Origin of the sequence: Mycolicibacterium sphagni (assembly GCF_002250655.1) — a bacterium.
Classification (GTDB): Bacteria; Actinomycetota; Actinomycetes; order Mycobacteriales; family Mycobacteriaceae; genus Mycobacterium; species Mycobacterium sphagni.
Genome location: NZ_NOZR01000010.1, coordinates 21,857 through 38,495 on the forward strand (window position 1 = coordinate 21,857; position 16,639 = coordinate 38,495).

Consider the following 16,639-nt stretch of genomic DNA (forward strand, 5'->3'; position numbering starts at 1 on the left):
CCTCCACTTATGCCGGGGTAGCGCGTTGTGCGAGTTCTTTACTCGCGTCGAGATAGCTCATCGCACCACGTGAGCCCGGATCGTAATCGATGATCGTCATGCTGTAGCCCGGCGCCTCGGATACTTTGACGCTCCGTGGAATCACGGTCCGGAGCACCTTGTCGCCGAAGTAGCGGCGGACCTCGTTTGCGACCTGGTCGGCCAGCTTGGTGCGGCCGTCGTACATCGTGAGGATGACAGTCGAGACGGACAGTTGCGGGTTGAGGTGGGCCCGGACCATCTCGATGTTGTTCATCAGCTGCGAGACGCCCTCGAGGGCGTAGTACTCGCATTGGATCGGGATCAACACCTCGGGTGCGGCGACGAGCGCGTTGATGGTGAGCAGTCCGAGCGACGGCGGGCAATCGATGAAGACGTAGTCGAAGTCCGAGCCGTCGAGCGCGGCCAACGCGGTGCGCAAGCGGTTCTCCCGCGCCACCATGCTGACGAGTTCGATCTCCGCGCCGGCCAGGTCGATCGTCGCAGGCACGCAGAACAGCCGCGTGCTGTGCGGGCTCTGCTGAATCGCGTCCTGCAGCGAGAGCTCCCCCAGCAGTACTTCGTACGACGACGGTGTGCCCGAACGGCGCTCGGAAATCCCCAGCGCAGTGCTGGCATTGCCTTGTGGATCGAGGTCGATCACCAGAGTCTTCAGTCCTTGGACGGCAAGCGCGGCAGCCATGTTGACCGCCGTCGTCGTCTTCCCCACGCCACCCTTCTGGTTGGCGACAGTGAAGACCCGGCAGTGCCGAGGCCGCGGCAGCTGGCCGGCAACCGTATGCAGAACCTTCATCGCGCGTTCCGCAGCGGCACCGATTGGCGTCTCGAAGTTCTCGGGCGGGTTCCATGTTTCACGTGAAACATCGCCGGCGGCCGTCCCCGATAGATCGGGGTTGGGTGGGACAGTCATCATCCTCTTCTCTCGGAGGTTCGCGTTGGACGCTTCGCGCCCCCCGCTCGCTCCCCTCGCACCGCGATCACCACGGTGACGGGAGGACTCGAATAGCTCTCGCCACATCTCACCACCCGGACATCGGTTGCGCCTAACGACGCCATTCCGCGCCGGCCCTCGACCACTTCTTCCTCGGCCCGCTCGCCCTTCATCGCGAGCATCCGTCCGCCCGGTCGCAGCAGCGGGAGGCTCCACCGGGTCAACTTGTCCAGGGAAGCAACCGCGCGGGAGACCACGACATCAGCGCCCCCGGCGCGAGTCCGGACGGCGGGTTCTTCGGCCCGGCCGCGGATGATCTCGATGGGTAGACCCAACGCGGCAACGGTCTCTTCGAGGAACTCGGTACGCCGCAGCATGGGCTCGATCAAAGCGACGCGGACATCGGGGCGCACGATCGCGATCGGCAGGCCCGGCAGGCCCGCCCCGCTGCCGATGTCCAGCACCCGGGCATCCTGCTCGACGAGTTCAGCCACGGCCGCACTGTTGAGGATGTGCCGTTCCCATAGCCGGTCGACCTCACGAGGACCGATCAGTCCGCGTTCGACCCCGGGTCCGGCGAGGAGGTCGGCGTAGCGCTGGGCGAGCCCAACGCGGTCGCCGAAGACGATTTCGGCAGCCGTCGGAGGCGGGGGCGCAACGCCATGTTTCACGTGAAACATCCTCCGGTCATCTCGGCGACTACCGAACTACACCGATGTAACTCTCAGTCCTTTAAAACGACGACGCGGCGCGAAGGCTCCACGCCCTCGCTCTCGCTGTGTACACCGTCGACACCCGCCACGGCGTCGTGCACGATCTTGCGCTCGAACGGTGTCATCGGTGCCAACTCTTCACGCTCACCGGTCTCGAGCACGCGGCGGGCCACCTTATCGCCCAACGCGCTGAGTTCCTCGCGGCGGCGGCGGCGCCAGTTCGCGATGTCCAGCATCAGCCGGCTGCGCTCCCCGGTCTTCTGGTGCACGGCCAGTCGAGTCAGCTCCTGCAGCGCGTCGAGAACTTCGCCCTTCCGGCCGACCAGCTTCGCCAGGTCTTCGCCGCCGTCGATGCTCACGATCGCGCGGTTGCCTTCGACATCGAGATCGATATCGCCGTCAAAGTCCAGCAGGTCGAGCAGCTCCTCCAAATAGTCGCCCGCAATCTCTCCCTCGGCGACGAGGCGCTCTTCCAGATCCTCACCCTTCACCACCGCGACGTCGGATTCGGTCGCGTCCGTGATTTCGGCATCCGTCATATGTCTCTCCCTCTTCTACCGGAGCGATCTCCGGGCTCAACGCTTACGTTTTTTGGGACGCGCACCTGGGCGCGGTGTGGAGCCGGTCGCTCCGTCGCCGGTCGGTTTCTCCGGCGCAGCCGCAGTGTCGGCCTCGGCAACATCGTCGGTATCGGCGGCGGGCTCGACGGCGGATCCGTTGGTGGCCGCCGGTGCGGGCTTCTTCGGCTTGGTCGGCTTAACACCCGGCGCCGGTGCGTTGGCCGCGCGGCGAGCTAGTGCCTCTTCCTTCTTCGCTTCTTCTTCTTTTTCGATCCTGCCGAACACGTAGTGCTGCTGACCGAAGGTCCAGATGTTGTTGGACACCCAGTAGATGATGATCGCGATCGGCAGGAACGGTCCACCGACCACCACACCGAGCGGGAAGACGTAGAGCGCGAGCTTGTTCATCATCGCGGTCTGCGGGTTGGCCGCCGCCTCAGGACTCTGCCGCGCGACCGAGGCCCGGCTGTTGAAGTACGTGGCGATGCCGGCCAGCAGCATCAGCGGCAGCGAGACACCGATGACGGCGGCCCGGCTGAATTCGGTGAACGCATCCAGACCCGTGTGCTGGGTCATGAAGGAACCGATAGGGGCCCCGAACAAGTTCGCGTCCAGGAAGTGCGCGACGTCGTCGGGGCTGAAGATGTAGTTGCCGGTGGCCCGGTTCTCGGCGACGGTCAGGTGCGGCTGACCCCAGCCGCCAGTGGTCCGGTTAAACGAACGCAGCACGTGATACAGACCGATGAACACCGGGATCTGCGCCAACATCGGCAGGCAGCCCAGGATCGGGTTGAACCCGTGTTCGCGCTGCAGCTTCTGCATCTCCAGCGCCATCCGCTGGCGGTCCTTGCCGTACTTCTTCTGCAGCGCCTTGATCTGTGGCTGCAGCTCCTGCATCTGCCGGGTGGTGCGGATCTGGCGGACGAACGGCTTGTAGAGCAGCGCGCGGAGGCTGAACACCAGGAACATCACCGACAGTCCCCAGGCGAAGAAGTTGGTGGGGCCCAGGATCGCGCCGAACAGCTTGTACCAGAGCCACATGATGCCGGACACCGGGTAATAGATGACGTCCAGGCTGAACCAATTAAACATGCGTGCTCCTGTTGTCATATTCGAGACGGGACCCGGGCGCCGGTGGGCGCCGCTCGGGTATTGGATCCCATCCTCCCCGATGCCACGGTCCGCACTTCCCCAGCCGGATCAGGGTCAGCCAACTCCCCCGGATCAAGCCGTATTCGGTCAGCGCATCCACGGCGTACTGACTGCATGTCGGCGTGAATCGGCATGTCGGCAGTCGCAGCGGTGAGATGGTGTGGCGGTACAACTCGACGAGGAAGATCAGCACCCGGACCGGAAGGTGGGTCACCGCGTCTTCTCCATCAGATCGTGGGTCCGCCGAAGGCCGGCTCGCAGCTGCTGCTCGAGCCGGGACGAGACCGCGTACCGGCTCGTTGGCAGCGCACGGATCACGATGCGTTCGTCGGCGGGGAGGTCGGGGAGAACCGTCTGGGCGACATGGCGGAGCCGGCGCGACACCTGATGCCGCTGCACCGCATTGCCGACGGACTTCGCGACCACCAGACCGATCCGTGGTCCCCCAGCGGTCTCGGTCTCACGTCGTGCGTGCACGACGATGTCCGGCTGCGCCGCTCGCACACCGTGCTTGATGGTGGCGCCGAACTCCGCAGACCGTGTCATCCGGAACTGAGCCGGGAGCACGCCGCGTGATCTCGTGGATCAGGCAGTCAGTGAACGACGACCCTTGCGGCGCCGGCCCGTCACGATGGCGCGCCCGGCACGGGTGCGCATACGCAGACGGAAGCCGTGGACTCGCGCCCGGCGCCGGTTGTTCGGCTGGAAGGTCCGCTTGCCCTTGGCCACGGCTATATCTCCTCGTCGTATGGCAGTCGCTGTCCGGTATACACACGCTTGTATGTACCCGGACGAACGCGACTGCCGTTGGTAAGCTCTGGTCTCGCTCGTAACCGGCGCTGTCCCGGAAACCGGTCGCAGCCGTATCGCCAACGTTCGGGCGACTGTTCGAGGGTACTGACGTCACTTCGCCTGGTCAAACCGCCTTGTCGTGCCGTCCGTCACCGCACTGATCCCGCAGGGTAAGGCACGACCAGGGCACTGCCGTCACAACCGTCACCACCAGCCCGCGCGCCTTTATACCGCCGTGATCTGAATGTTGCAGAAATGTTGGCACCCGGGCCGAAAACTGTTAGCTTCTGCCAAAGCCGTTGAGCATGAAGCGGTACGCCAATCACGAAGCGGGGGCAGAGGCCGGCGGACAGTCCAGACGACACCGATGCTCGGATTACCTGCCAGCTCGAGACCCCGCGCCGATATGCTGCGAGACGAGGACGACTGTCCTGTCCACACCTGTGGATAACTATGTGGACAAATTCGCCGTCGTCTCAATTTGTTTCCTGCCCGACTTTCTGACCAGGGGGATCTGTCGTTGACCGAAGATCCCGGTTCAGCGTTCGCAACAGTGTGGAGCTCGGTCGTCGCCGAGCTCAACGGCGACGGAACGGCGGACTCGCGCCTCGGTAACGGCACGGGCGGCGATGCGCCGCTGACTCCGCAACAACGGGCCTGGCTCAAGCTGGTCCAACCGCTCACCATCGCCGAGGGTTTCGCCCTGCTGTCCGTTCCGAGCAGCTTCGTCCAGAACGAGATCGAACGGCATCTGCGAACCCAGATCGTCGACGCACTCAGCCGCAGGCTCGGGCAGCGAGTCGAACTCGGCGTGCGGATCGCGCCGCCCGAGCTGGAAAAGGATGAGGACACCGCCGTCCCCGAGCCGTCCACGATCGACCTCGACCTCGATGAGGTTGACGAGGACCGCGAGGCATTGGCCAGTGCTCACGAAACCTGGCCCAGTTACTTCATCGAGCGCCCGCGCAGCAATCCGTCCGCCGAGTCGCCCGGCACAAGTCTCAACCGCCGCTACACCTTCGACACGTTCGTCATCGGCGCCTCCAACCGGTTCGCCCACGCGGCTGCCCTAGCCATCGCCGAGGCACCCGCCCGCGCGTACAACCCGTTGTTCATCTGGGGTGAATCCGGTCTGGGTAAGACGCACCTGTTGCACGCCGCCGGCAATTACGCGCAGCGTCTGTTCCCCGGGATGCGGGTCAAGTACGTCTCGACCGAAGAGTTCACCAACGACTTCATCAACTCACTGCGCGACGACCGCAAGGTCGCGTTCAAGCGCAGTTATCGCGATATCGACGTGTTGCTGGTCGACGACATCCAGTTCATCGAGGGCAAGGAAGGTATCCAGGAGGAGTTCTTCCATACCTTCAACACGTTGCACAACGCCAACAAGCAGATCGTCATCTCCTCCGACCGGCCGCCGAAACAGCTGGCCACCCTCGAGGATCGGTTGCGGACCAGGTTCGAGTGGGGACTGATCACCGACGTTCAGCCGCCGGAGTTGGAAACCCGCATCGCCATCTTGCGCAAAAAGGCACAGATGGAACGCCTCGACGTGCCCGACGACGTTCTGGAGCTGATCGCCAGCAGCATCGAGCGCAACATCCGTGAGCTCGAGGGCGCACTGATCCGTGTCACGGCATTCGCCTCGCTGAACAAGACGCCGATCGACAAGGCGCTCGCCGAGATCGTGCTGCGGGATCTCATCGCCGATGCCGGCACCATGCAGATCAGTACCGCAGCGATCATGGCGGCCACCGCCGAGTACTTCGACACCAGCGTCGAGGAATTGCGCGGGCCCGGCAAGACCAGGGCGCTGGCTCAATCCCGCCAGATCGCCATGTATCTCTGCCGTGAGCTCACCGACCTGTCGTTGCCAAAGATCGGGCAGGCGTTCGGCCGCGACCACACCACAGTCATGTACGCGGAGAAGAAGATTCGCGGTGAAATGGCGCATCGGCGTGAGGTCTTCGATCACGTCAAGGAACTCACCACACGGATTCGTCAGCGTTCCAAGCGCTGAAAATCCCAAATCTCCTGTCATTCGGCCAAAAACTTTGGTCACTGTCGTAACACCGGTCACACTCTGAGCTTGTGTACATCGCTGTGGATAACAGCTCACAACTAGGCCACGGCACCCGAATGACAATGAACAACCCGCGCCTGTGCACACCAGTCCTGTCATTCGTCCACCGTCATACACAACCCATCCACATCGCCTCACCGCTTGCGAGCAGGACATCGGCTATTCGGTCCACAGGTTGCACAGGCCCTATTACTACTGCCGTTATCTATCCTTCAATTTCTTCTTTGAAGATAGGTCTGGGGAGCAACCGGTTCACAGGCTCTCCGGCATGGTCTGACGGTGCTCTTGTCACCCCGATCGATTAGCTTTCAAGATGGCGTCCGACGCTCTACGGTTGTTCTTCTGACTGCCGTTCTGCGGCTGTCGCTCACAGATCACGCTCGCCGGTGCTTCAGCATGCGGTGAGTGCTGGTCGGGGTTATTGGGTGATGAAGGGACTGTGTGCACGTGGCAACTACGACGGTTGGCTCCGACTTGAAGTTCCGCCTGGTGCGGGAGGACTTCGCCGATGCGGTGGCCTGGGTTGCGCGCAATCTTCCGAGCCGCCCGACGGTCCCAGTGCTGGCCGGAGTGTTGCTCACCGGCACCGATGAGGGCCTGACCATCTCCGGCTTCGACTACGAAGTCTCCGCCGAGGTGCGAGTTCCAGCCGAAATAGCTTCTACCGGAAGCGCTTTGGTCTCAGGCCGGTTGTTGTCCGACATCACTCGAGCGTTACCCGCCAAGCCTGTTGACGTCTCCGTCGAAGGCACCCGGGTGTTGCTGACGTGCGGCAGTGCTCGATTCTCGCTGCCGACCATGGCGGTGGAAGACTATCCGGCACTGCCGAGCCTGCCCGAGGAAACCGGTGTCGTCTCGGCGGACCTCTTCGGCGAGGCGATCGGCCAGGTCGCGGTTGCGGCGGGCCGCGACGACACCCTGCCGATGCTGACCGGTATCCGAGTGGAGATTTCCGGTGAGACAGTCGTTTTGGCGGCCACCGACCGGTTCCGGCTCGCCGTGCGCGAATTGACGTGGGCAACATCCTCCCCCAGCTTGGAGGCCGCGGTGCTGGTACCGGCCAAGACATTGGCCGAGGCCGCCAAGGCAGGGACGTCTGGTGCCGAAGTTCACTTGGCGCTGGGTGCCGGCTCTGCGGTGGGTAAGGAAGGTCTGCTGGGTATTCGCAGTGGCGGCAAGCGCAGCACCACCCGCCTGCTGGACGCGGAATTCCCCAAATTCCGTCAGCTGCTGCCGGCCGAACACACCGCGATCGCGACCATCGGGGTGGGTGAGCTCACAGATGCGATCAAGCGCGTGGCGCTGGTCGCCGACCGGGGCGCGCAAGTGCGGATGGAGTTCAGCGACGGGGTGCTGCATCTGTCGGCCGGCGCCGACGATGTCGGTCGTGCCGAGGAAGACTTGCCAGTCGAATTCGCGGGTGAGCCGTTGACCATCGCGTTCAATCCCACCTATTTGACCGACGGTTTGGGCTCCCTGCACTCGGATCGGGTGACGTTCGGTTTCACCACCCCCAGTCGTCCCGCGGTGCTGCGGCCGGCGAATGGTGAAGAACAGGTGGAAGGCACCGGACCGTTCCCTGCCGTTCAGACCGACTACGTATACCTGTTGATGCCGGTCCGTCTTCCTGGTTGATCGGACCCCTGAGGTAGAGAGGCACAACATGCAGTTGGGTTTGGTCGGCCTGGGCAAGATGGGTTTCAACATGCGCCAGCGCTTGCGCGAGGGCGGTCATGAAGTCATCGGATATGACCCCAGACCTGATGTGACAGATGTGCCGAGCCTGGCAGGTTTGGCCGAGGCACTCGCTACCCCCCGCGTCGTGTGGGTCATGGTGCCGTCCGGTCCGATCACCGATGACACGATCACGGAGCTGGCCAAGGTTCTCAACCCCGGCGATCTCGTCGTCGACGGCGGCAACTCCAAGTACACCGAAGACGGTAAACACGCGGAACTGCTTGGTGAAAAAGGCATTTCATTCGTCGACGCCGGTGTTTCCGGCGGTATCTGGGGCCTGACCGAGGGTTATGGCCTGATGGTCGGCGGCAGCGACGAGGATGTCGCCCGCGCCATGCCGATTTTCGACACGCTGCGCCCGCCCGGTGATCTGGCCGACGGTTTCGTCCATGCCGGTCCGGTTGGTGCCGGTCACTACGCCAAGATGGTGCACAACGGTATCGAATATGGGCTGATGATGGCTTACGCCGAGGGTTACGAACTACTGGCGGCCGAGCCGTTGATCAAGGACACCCAAGCCGTCATCCAGGCCTGGACCAACGGCACTGTCGTCCGGTCGTGGTTGCAGCAGCTGCTGGCCAAGGCGCTGAAGGAAGATCCATCATTCGACGCGATTTCGGGCTACACCGAGGATTCCGGCGAAGGCCGGTGGACCATCGAAGAGGCGATCCGGCACCGGGTTCCGATGCCGGTGATCGCCGCTGCGCTGTTCGCGCGATTCGCGTCGCGACAAGAAGATTCGCCGACGATGAAAGCAGTCTCGGCGCTACGAAACCAGTTTGGTGGACACGCGGTCAAGCGGGTCTCGGTGTCGGGTTAACGAGGTTCGATGTACGTCCGGCACCTGGCGCTGCGCGATTTCCGGTCGTGGGAACACGTCGAAATCGAGTTAGCGCCGGGCCGGACGGTCTTCGTCGGACCGAATGGTTTCGGCAAGACCAATCTTGTTGAGGCACTGTGGTATTGCTCCACTCTGGGGTCACACCGGGTCGCCACCGACGCCCCATTGATCCGCGCCGGAGCCGAGCGCGCCGTGGTGTCGGCGATCGTCGTCAACGAGGGTCGAGAGCTTGCGGTCGATCTGGAGATCGCCGCGGGCCGGGCCAACAAGGCGCGGCTGAACCGTTCTCCGGTGCGCAGTACCCGCGAAATTCTCGGGGCCGTGCGCGCCGTGTTGTTCGCACCGGAGGATCTGGCGCTGGTGCGGGGTGATCCCGGCGAACGGCGCAGGTATCTCGACGAACTGGCTTCGGTGCGACGGCCGCGGGTCGCTGCGATACGCGCCGATTACGAGAAGGTCCTCAAACAGCGCACCGCGTTGCTGAAATCGGCTGCGGGAGCACGGTTTCGGGGCGATCTCGGCGCCTTGGAAACCCTCGATGTGTGGGACGGCCACCTCGCGGCGCACGGTGCGCAACTGATGGCCGCTCGCATCGAACTGACGAATCTGCTGGCACCGGAAGTCGAGAAGGCCTACCAATTACTGGCGCCGGCGTCGCGGCCGGCTGCGATCTGTTACCGCAGCAGCGTCGAGGTGGAAGACGGCGGCCAGGACGTCGAGTACCTCGAGGCGGCGCTGCTTGCCGGACTGGCGGCGCGGCGCGGGGCGGAACTGGAACGCGGTGTATGTCTGGTCGGTCCGCACCGAGATGATCTGGAGCTGCGCTTGGGTGATCAGCTGGCCAAGGGCTTCGCCAGTCACGGTGAATCCTGGTCCATGGCATTGGCTTTGAGGCTGGCCTCGTATGAGTTGCTACGCACCGAAGGCAGCGAACCGGTCTTGCTCCTCGATGACGTGTTCGCCGAGTTGGACACCTCGCGCCGCCGGGCGCTGGCCGGCGTCGCCGCCGACGCCGAGCAGGTGCTGATTACCGCTGCCGTCGCTGAGGACATCCCGACCGACTGGGACGCCACCCGAATTGGGATCACACTGCGCGACGGCGACGGCGGCCGGATGTCGGAGGTGACGACGTGACAGAACCCGACGACGATGCCGCCGAGGTGGTGAGTCCCCCCGAGCACCTCGCCGGTCTGGCCGGTATGGATCTGGTGCGGCGCGCGCTGGAGGAGGCGCGCGGTGCGGCCCGCAGCCAAGGCAAGGAGGTTGGCCGCGGGCGCCGTTCCCCCGGCGCACGCCGCAGCGCCGAGCGGGATGGCCGCCGCCGCTGGTCCGGGCCGGGGCCCGATGCGCGCGACCCGCAGCCGCTCGGGACCGTGGCTAACGACCTGGCAAAGTCGCGTGGCTGGACGCCGAAGGTCGCCGAGGGTGCGGTGTTCGCGCAGTGGGCGACTGTTGTCGGCGAACAGATCGCTGGGCATGCCCAGCCGACGGCGCTGCGCGAGGGTGTGCTGAGCGTGGCGGCCGAGTCGACGGCCTGGGCCACCCAGCTGCGGATGGTGCAGGCACAGTTGTTGGCCAAGATCGCCGCCGCGGTCGGCGACGGGGTGGTGACGGCATTGAAGATCACCGGCCCGGTGGCTCCGTCGTGGCGAAAGGGACCGCTGCATATCTCCGGGCGCGGGCCCCGCGACACCTACGGCTAAAGCTCCCTACCACAGTCGGCTGACGGCCACGACACGCTCGCCTCCTGCCGTGCCAAGGGTCGAGACGTATGCCAATCCGAGAAATTCCGTGCACGGCGCAACTAGGTGTGTAGAAACGCCGCCGCAGCATCAGTCCGAAGAGGACTAACCGGTAGACTCGAACGTGAATCGCGCGCGGTCGTGAATCGCGCGCTTGCGAACCCCAAGGAGAGCGTTCCGCTAGTGGCTGCCAAAGAACAGTACGGTGCCGACTCGATCAAAGTCCTCGAAGGGCTGGAGGCGGTCCGCAAGCGCCCGGGTATGTATATCGGATCCACCGGTGAGCGAGGGCTACACCACCTCGTCTGGGAAGTCGTCGACAACTCGGTCGACGAGGCGATGGCGGGGTTCGCCACCAAGGTCTCGGTGCGCATCCTCGAAGATGGCGGCGTCGAGGTCACCGACGACGGTCGCGGTATCCCGGTCGCGATGCATTCCACCGGAATTCCGACCATCGACGTGGTCATGACGGTTCTGCACGCCGGCGGCAAGTTCGAAGAAGGCGCCTATCAGGTGTCCGGCGGTCTGCACGGTGTGGGTGTCTCGGTGGTCAACGCGCTGTCGAGTCGCCTCGAGGCCGACGTCCGCACCGACGGCTACGAGTGGTTCCAGACCTACGATCATTCGGTGCCGGGCACTCTTCGCCAGGGTGAGAAGACGCGCAAGACCGGCACCACCATCAGGTTCTGGGCCGACCCGAACATCTTCGAGACCACGACCTATGACTTCGAGACCATCGCTCGCCGGCTGCAGGAAATGGCGTTCCTCAACAAAGGCCTCACGATCGAGCTGACCGACGAACGCGTCACCCCTGAGCAGGTCGTCGACGAGGTCGTCAGTGACACCGCCGAGGCACCGAAGTCCGCGGTAGAGAAGGCCGCCGAGGCCGCTTCCGGTCAGCACAAGGTGAAACACCGGGTGTTCCAATACCCCGGCGGACTGGTCGATTTCGTCAAGCACATCAACCGCACCAAGAACTCGATCCAGCCCAGCGTTATCGACTTCGACGGCAAGGGCGTGGGCCACGAGGTCGAGATCGCGATGCAGTGGAACGCCGGCTACTCGGAGTCGGTCCACACGTTCGCCAACACGATCAACACTCACGAGGGCGGTACTCACGAAGAGGGTTTCCGTGCCGCGCTGACCACGGTGGTCAACAAGTACGCCAAGGACAAGAAGCTGCTCAAGGAAAAGGATGCGAACCTCACCGGCGACGACATCCGCGAGGGCCTGGCCGCGGTGATCTCGGTGAAGGTGCAGCAGCCGCAGTTCGAGGGGCAGACCAAGACCAAGCTCGGCAACACCGAGGTCAAGTCGTTCGTGCAGAAGATCTGCAACGAACAGCTGACGCACTGGTTCGAGTCCAATCCGACCGAAGCCAAGACCGTCGTCAACAAGGCGGTGTCCTCGGCGCAAGCCCGGATCGCCGCCCGCAAGGCTCGAGAACTGGTGCGCCGCAAGAGCGCCACCGATATCGGCGGCTTGCCCGGCAAGCTGGCCGATTGCCGCTCGACCGACCCTAGCAAGTCCGAACTGTATGTGGTGGAGGGTGATTCGGCCGGCGGTTCGGCGAAGAGCGGCCGCGACTCGATGTTCCAGGCGATCCTGCCGCTGCGCGGCAAGATCATCAACGTCGAGAAGGCCCGTATCGACCGCGTGCTGAAAAACACTGAAGTCCAGGCGATCATCACCGCGCTGGGCACCGGCATCCACGACGAATTCGACCTGTCCAAGCTGCGCTATCACAAGATCGTGCTGATGGCCGACGCCGACGTTGACGGACAACACATTTCGACGTTGCTGCTGACGCTGTTGTTCCGGTTCATGAAGCCACTGGTGGAGAACGGCCACATCTTCCTGGCGCAGCCGCCGCTGTACAAGCTGAAGTGGCAGCGCTCCGAGCCGGAATTCGCGTATTCCGACCGAGAGCGCGACGGTCTGCTCGAAGCGGGCAAGGCGGCCGGCAAGCGGATCAACGTCGACGACGGTATCCAGCGCTACAAGGGTCTGGGCGAGATGGACGCCAAGGAATTGTGGGAGACCACCATGGATCCGTCGGTGCGGGTGCTGCGTCAGGTCACGCTCGATGACGCCGCTGCGGCCGACGAGTTGTTCTCCATTCTGATGGGCGAGGACGTCGAAGCCCGTCGAAGCTTCATCACGCGTAACGCCAAAGACGTTCGCTTCCTGGATGTTTAGCGAAGTCCACCCGGTCCTAGGGACTAAAGAGGAATCACATGACTGACACCACGTTGCCCCCGGGCGGCGAAGCCGGCGACCGCATCGAGCCGGTCGACATCCAGCAGGAGATGCAGCGCAGCTACATCGACTACGCGATGAGCGTCATCGTCGGGCGTGCGTTGCCGGAAGTGCGCGACGGTCTCAAGCCGGTGCATCGCCGCGTGCTCTACGCGATGTTCGACTCCGGTTTCCGTCCGGACCGCGGACACGCGAAATCCGCACGCTCCGTTGCCGAGACGATGGGTAACTATCACCCGCACGGTGACTCGTCGATCTACGACACCCTGGTGCGCATGGCCCAGCCGTGGTCGCTGCGCTACCCGCTGGTCGACGGCCAGGGTAACTTCGGCTCGCCGGGCAACGATCCGGCGGCCGCCATGCGTTACACCGAGGCCCGGCTCACCCCGCTGGCCATGGAGATGCTGCGTGAAATCGACGAGGAGACAGTCGATTTCATCCCGAACTACGACGGGCGCGTGCAGGAGCCGACGGTTCTGCCCAGCCGGTTCCCGAACCTGCTGGCCAACGGCTCCGGCGGTATCGCCGTCGGCATGGCCACCAATATCCCGCCGCACAACCTGCGCGAGCTCGCCGAAGCCGTCTACTGGTGCCTGGAGAACCACGAAGCTGACGAAGAGGCGACGCTGGAGGCATGCCGCGAGCGGGTCAAGGGTCCCGACTTCCCCACCCACGGTCTGATCGTCGGATCCTCGGGCATCAACGACGCGTACACCACGGGCCGCGGCTCGATCCGGATGCGCGGCGTGGTGGAGATCGAGGAGGACTCCCGCGGCCGCACCTCGATCGTCATCACCGAGTTGCCGTATCAGGTCAACCACGACAACTTCATCACCTCGATCGCCGAGCAGGTTCGCGACGGCAAGCTCGGCGGCATCTCCAATATCGAGGACCAGTCCAGTGACCGGGTGGGCTTGCGCATCGTCGTCGAGATCAAGCGCGACGCCGTGGCCAAGGTGGTGCTGAACAACCTCTACAAGCACACCCAGCTGCAGACCAGCTTCGGTGCCAACATGCTGTCGATCGTCGATGGCGTGCCCAGGACACTGCGCCTGGACCAGATGATCCGCTACTACGTCGAGCACCAACTCGACGTGATCATCCGGCGCACCACCTACCGGTTGCGGAAGGCCAACGAGCGCGCCCACATCCTGCGCGGTCTGGTCAAGGCGCTCGACGCCCTCGATGAGGTCATCGCCCTGATCCGGGCTTCGGAGAGCGCCGACGTCGCCCGGGTCGGCTTGATCGAACTGCTCGACGTCGACGAGATCCAGGCGCAGGCGATCCTCGATATGCAGCTGCGCCGCCTGGCGGCCCTGGAGCGCCAGCGCATCGTCGACGATCTGGCCAAGATCGAGGCCGAAATCGCGGACCTGGAAGACATTCTGGCCAAGCCGGAACGGCAGCGCGCGATCGTGCGCGATGAGCTCGCCGAGCTTGCCGAGAAGTACGGCGACGACCGGCGCACCCGGATCATCGCGTCCGATGGCGAGGTGTCGGACGAGGATCTGATCGCCCGCGAAGACGTCGTCGTCACCATCACCGAGACCGGTTACGCCAAGCGGACCAAGACTGACCTGTACCGCAGCCAGAAGCGCGGCGGCAAGGGTGTGCAGGGCGCCGGCCTCAAGCAGGACGACATCGTCGCGCACTTCTTTGTGTCGTCGACGCATGACTGGATCCTGTTCTTCACCACGCAGGGCCGGGTGTATCGGGCGAAGGCCTACGAGCTGCCGGAGGCGTCGCGAACGGCGCGCGGCCAGCACGTGGCCAACCTGCTGGCGTTCCAGCCCGAGGAGCGCATCGCCCAGGTCATCCAGATCAAGAGCTACGAGGACGCGCCCTATCTGGTGCTGGCCACCCGCAATGGCCTGGTGAAGAAGTCGAAGCTGACCGACTTCGACTCCAACCGCTCAGGCGGCATCGTCGCGGTCAACCTGCGCGAAGGCGACGAGCTGGTCGGTGCGGTGCTGTGCTCGGCCGACGACGACCTGTTGCTCGTCAGTGCCAACGGCCAGTCGATCCGCTTCTCGGCGACAGACGAGGCGCTGCGGCCGATGGGCCGGGCCACCTCGGGTGTGCAGGGCATGCGGTTCAACGAGGACGACCGCCTGCTCTCGCTGAACGTGGTGATCGAAGGCACATACCTACTGGTCGCGACGGCCGGCGGCTACGCCAAGCGGACCGCCATCGATGAGTACACCGTGCAGGGCCGTGGCGGTAAAGGCATCCTGACCATTCAATACGACCGGCGGCGTGGCAGTCTGGTGGGCGCATTGGTGGTCGACGAAGACAGTGAGTTGTACGCCATCACCTCGGGTGGCGGCGTTATCCGCACCGCAGCTCGACAGGTCCGCAAGGCCGGGCGCCAGACGAAGGGCGTTCGCTTGATGAACCTGGGTGAGGGCGACACACTGTTAGCGATCGCCCGCAATGCGGAGGAGCAGGACAGTGCGGACGAAGAAGTGGCCGAACTGGACCCCGAAGCCGACGCAACATAGCCGTCGGGGCGACAGCTAAGGAGTGGCGGTGAGCGCACCGAACGACCCGGGCCAACCCGGACCGGGCCAAGGCCCGGGCACCGGGAACGGCTCGCCCGAGCGGGCCGACGCCCGACCGGGTGCCAATGGTGGGTCCAACGAGGTCCCGCCGTGGCAGCGCGGTGCGACACGGGCGCGCCAGGGCGGTGGGCCCCAGCGGCCACCCGCCGAGGGGCAGGGGCAGCCTCGTCCGCCGGCCCCGCCGTCGAGCATCGAGGCCAGGGTGAACCGGTTCATCACCGGATCGGCTGCGCCCGATCTGTCGGGGCAGCCCGGCCCGCCGCAGAGGTCCGAGGGTGAGGGTCCGGTGAGTCGTCCGGAGCCGCGTCCTGAGCCCAGGCCCGAACCGCGGGCCGAGCGCACCGAGGTAGTCCGTCCAGAGGCCTACAGCAGTGAATTGCCCGACTTGTCGGGACCGACCCCGCCTAAGCCGGTGGCCCAGCAACAGCGCAAACCCGCCCCTGAGCAGCCGGCCCGGCCGGCCGGCGCGGCGGCTGCGGCCACGCGGGTTGCGGTGGGCGCCAATCGATCACGCGGCCCGGTGCGGGCCAGCATGCAGATCCGGCATATCGATCCGTGGAGCGCGTTGAAGGTGTCGCTACTTCTGTCGGTGGCGCTGTTCTTCGTGTGGATGGTTGCCGTCGCGTTCCTCTATCTGGTGCTCGGCGGTATGGGCGTGTGGAGCAAGCTCAACAGCAACGTGGGCGACCTGCTGACGGCCACCAGCGGTGGCGGTGGAGAGCTGGTGTCCAGCGGGACGATCTTCGGTGGCGCGGCGCTCATCGGTCTGGTGAACATCGTGCTGCTGACGGCGATGGCGACGGTCGGTGCGTTCATCTACAACCTCAGCACCGACATCGTCGGCGGCATCGAGGTCACGCTGGCCGACCGCGACTAACGCTCGCGGTTTGGGCGCAGCACCACGGGTGCGGTAATCTCGTCGCTCGGTCGTATGCGTAATACGGGCCTATAGCTCAGGCGGTTAGAGCGCTTCGCTGATAACGAAGAGGTCGGAGGTTCGAGTCCTCCTAGGCCCACGATGTCCTGGTCGACGGGAAGGGCGCCCGTGCGGATAGCACTGCTGCTGGCGGTGGCCGTCGCGGGCGCCGCGTTCATTCGTAGCCGCCGCGGCGAAGTTTGGCACTCCCTCGACGACTGAGACACCCGTAAGGGGCCTTAGCTCAGTTGGTAGAGCGCTGCCTTTGCAAGGCAGATGTCAGGAGTTCGAATCTCCTAGGCTCCACAAG

General features: G+C 64.7%; 15 protein-coding genes and 2 tRNA genes. 10 read left to right on the forward strand and 7 right to left on the reverse strand.

Going from position 1 to position 16,639, the window contains the following annotated elements:
* Nucleotides 1-7: 7 nt before the first annotated feature.
* Genes CG716_RS13470 through rpmH form a run of 7 tightly spaced genes read right to left on the reverse strand, consistent with a single transcriptional unit; the run spans nucleotide 8 to nucleotide 4,124 of the window.
* A complete protein-coding gene (locus CG716_RS13470; protein ID WP_094480319.1) occupies nucleotides 8-952 on the reverse strand; it encodes a ParA family protein in 945 nt (314 codons plus the stop codon).
* Nucleotides 949-1,650 carry a 16S rRNA (guanine(527)-N(7))-methyltransferase RsmG gene (rsmG, locus tag CG716_RS13475; protein WP_094480321.1) on the reverse strand — a complete coding sequence of 234 codons (702 nt, stop codon included), beginning with the start codon at nucleotides 1,648-1,650 and terminating at the stop codon, nucleotides 949-951. Before rsmG ends, CG716_RS13470 begins: the two co-directional genes overlap by 4 nt.
* A gap of 44 nt (nucleotides 1,651-1,694) precedes the next feature.
* On the reverse strand, nucleotides 1,695-2,222 hold the full coding sequence (locus CG716_RS13480; protein WP_094480323.1) for a Jag family protein: 528 nt from the start codon (nucleotides 2,220-2,222) through the stop codon (nucleotides 1,695-1,697).
* A 36-nt stretch (nucleotides 2,223-2,258) separates the two neighbouring features.
* Complete coding sequence (yidC, locus tag CG716_RS13485) at nucleotides 2,259-3,335, reverse strand: membrane protein insertase YidC (protein ID WP_094480324.1); 1,077 nt, start codon at nucleotides 3,333-3,335, stop codon at nucleotides 2,259-2,261.
* Complete coding sequence (gene yidD / locus CG716_RS13490) at nucleotides 3,328-3,609, reverse strand: membrane protein insertion efficiency factor YidD (RefSeq protein WP_094480326.1); 282 nt, start codon at nucleotides 3,607-3,609, stop codon at nucleotides 3,328-3,330. The genes yidC and yidD overlap by 8 nt, the downstream gene beginning before the upstream one ends.
* Entirely contained in the window at nucleotides 3,606-3,962 is a 357-nt protein-coding gene (gene rnpA, locus CG716_RS13495) for a ribonuclease P protein component (RefSeq protein ID WP_094480328.1), read from the reverse strand. The genes yidD and rnpA overlap by 4 nt, the downstream gene beginning before the upstream one ends.
* Nucleotides 3,963-3,980: 18 nt before the next feature.
* Nucleotides 3,981-4,124, reverse strand: coding sequence for a 50S ribosomal protein L34 (gene rpmH / locus CG716_RS13500; RefSeq protein WP_005142265.1), 144 nt, complete (start codon nucleotides 4,122-4,124; stop codon nucleotides 3,981-3,983).
* 583 nt (nucleotides 4,125-4,707) lie between these two features.
* Here rpmH and dnaA point away from each other — a divergent pair.
* From dnaA to CG716_RS13550, 10 genes are all read left to right on the forward strand, one after another.
* A complete protein-coding gene (gene dnaA, locus CG716_RS13505; protein ID WP_094480330.1) occupies nucleotides 4,708-6,210 on the forward strand; it encodes a chromosomal replication initiator protein DnaA in 1,503 nt (500 codons plus the stop codon).
* 510 nt (nucleotides 6,211-6,720) lie between these two features.
* On the forward strand, nucleotides 6,721-7,908 hold the full coding sequence (dnaN, locus tag CG716_RS13510; protein WP_207760674.1) for a DNA polymerase III subunit beta: 1,188 nt from the start codon (nucleotides 6,721-6,723) through the stop codon (nucleotides 7,906-7,908).
* On the forward strand, nucleotides 7,901-8,830 hold the full coding sequence (gene gnd / locus CG716_RS13515; protein ID WP_272938276.1) for a phosphogluconate dehydrogenase (NAD(+)-dependent, decarboxylating): 930 nt from the start codon (nucleotides 7,901-7,903) through the stop codon (nucleotides 8,828-8,830). Before dnaN ends, gnd begins: the two co-directional genes overlap by 8 nt.
* Before the next feature lie 9 nt (nucleotides 8,831-8,839).
* Entirely contained in the window at nucleotides 8,840-9,985 is a 1,146-nt protein-coding gene (recF, locus tag CG716_RS13520; RefSeq protein WP_094480336.1) for a DNA replication/repair protein RecF, read from the forward strand.
* Nucleotides 9,982-10,554, forward strand: a complete 573-nt coding sequence (locus tag CG716_RS13525; RefSeq protein ID WP_094480338.1) for a DUF721 family protein — start codon at nucleotides 9,982-9,984, stop codon at nucleotides 10,552-10,554. Before recF ends, CG716_RS13525 begins: the two co-directional genes overlap by 4 nt.
* Before the next feature lie 222 nt (nucleotides 10,555-10,776).
* On the forward strand, nucleotides 10,777-12,792 hold the full coding sequence (gyrB, locus tag CG716_RS13530) for a DNA topoisomerase (ATP-hydrolyzing) subunit B (RefSeq protein WP_094480340.1): 2,016 nt from the start codon (nucleotides 10,777-10,779) through the stop codon (nucleotides 12,790-12,792).
* A 38-nt stretch (nucleotides 12,793-12,830) separates the two neighbouring features.
* The gene (gene gyrA, locus CG716_RS13535) at nucleotides 12,831-15,353 is read left to right on the forward strand and encodes a DNA gyrase subunit A (RefSeq protein WP_094480342.1); all 2,523 of its coding nucleotides are present in this window, start codon (nucleotides 12,831-12,833) and stop codon (nucleotides 15,351-15,353) included.
* 28 nt (nucleotides 15,354-15,381) lie between these two features.
* The gene (locus CG716_RS13540; protein WP_094480631.1) at nucleotides 15,382-16,290 is read left to right on the forward strand and encodes a DUF3566 domain-containing protein; all 909 of its coding nucleotides are present in this window, start codon (nucleotides 15,382-15,384) and stop codon (nucleotides 16,288-16,290) included.
* Between the two features lie 65 nt (nucleotides 16,291-16,355).
* Nucleotides 16,356-16,429: transfer RNA gene (locus CG716_RS13545), tRNA-Ile, on the forward strand.
* A 133-nt stretch (nucleotides 16,430-16,562) separates the two neighbouring features.
* A tRNA-Ala gene (locus tag CG716_RS13550) sits at nucleotides 16,563-16,635 on the forward strand.
* Nucleotides 16,636-16,639: the final 4 nt, after the last annotated feature.

Bases quoted from the DNA above. Each gene is read 5' to 3' on its own strand.
- CG716_RS13480 (WP_094480323.1), bottom strand. From the start codon at position 2,222: ATGACGGATGCCGAAATCACGGACGCGACCGAATCCGACGTCGCGGTG.
- gyrA (WP_094480342.1), top strand. From the start codon at position 12,831: ATGACTGACACCACGTTGCCCCCGGGCGGCGAAGCCGGCGACCGCATC.
- yidC (WP_094480324.1), bottom strand. From the start codon at position 3,335: ATGTTTAATTGGTTCAGCCTGGACGTCATCTATTACCCGGTGTCCGGC.
- rsmG (WP_094480321.1), bottom strand. From the start codon at position 1,650: ATGTTTCACGTGAAACATGGCGTTGCGCCCCCGCCTCCGACGGCTGCC.
- CG716_RS13470 (WP_094480319.1), bottom strand. From the start codon at position 952: ATGATGACTGTCCCACCCAACCCCGATCTATCGGGGACGGCCGCCGGC.
- recF (WP_094480336.1), top strand. From the start codon at position 8,840: ATGTACGTCCGGCACCTGGCGCTGCGCGATTTCCGGTCGTGGGAACAC.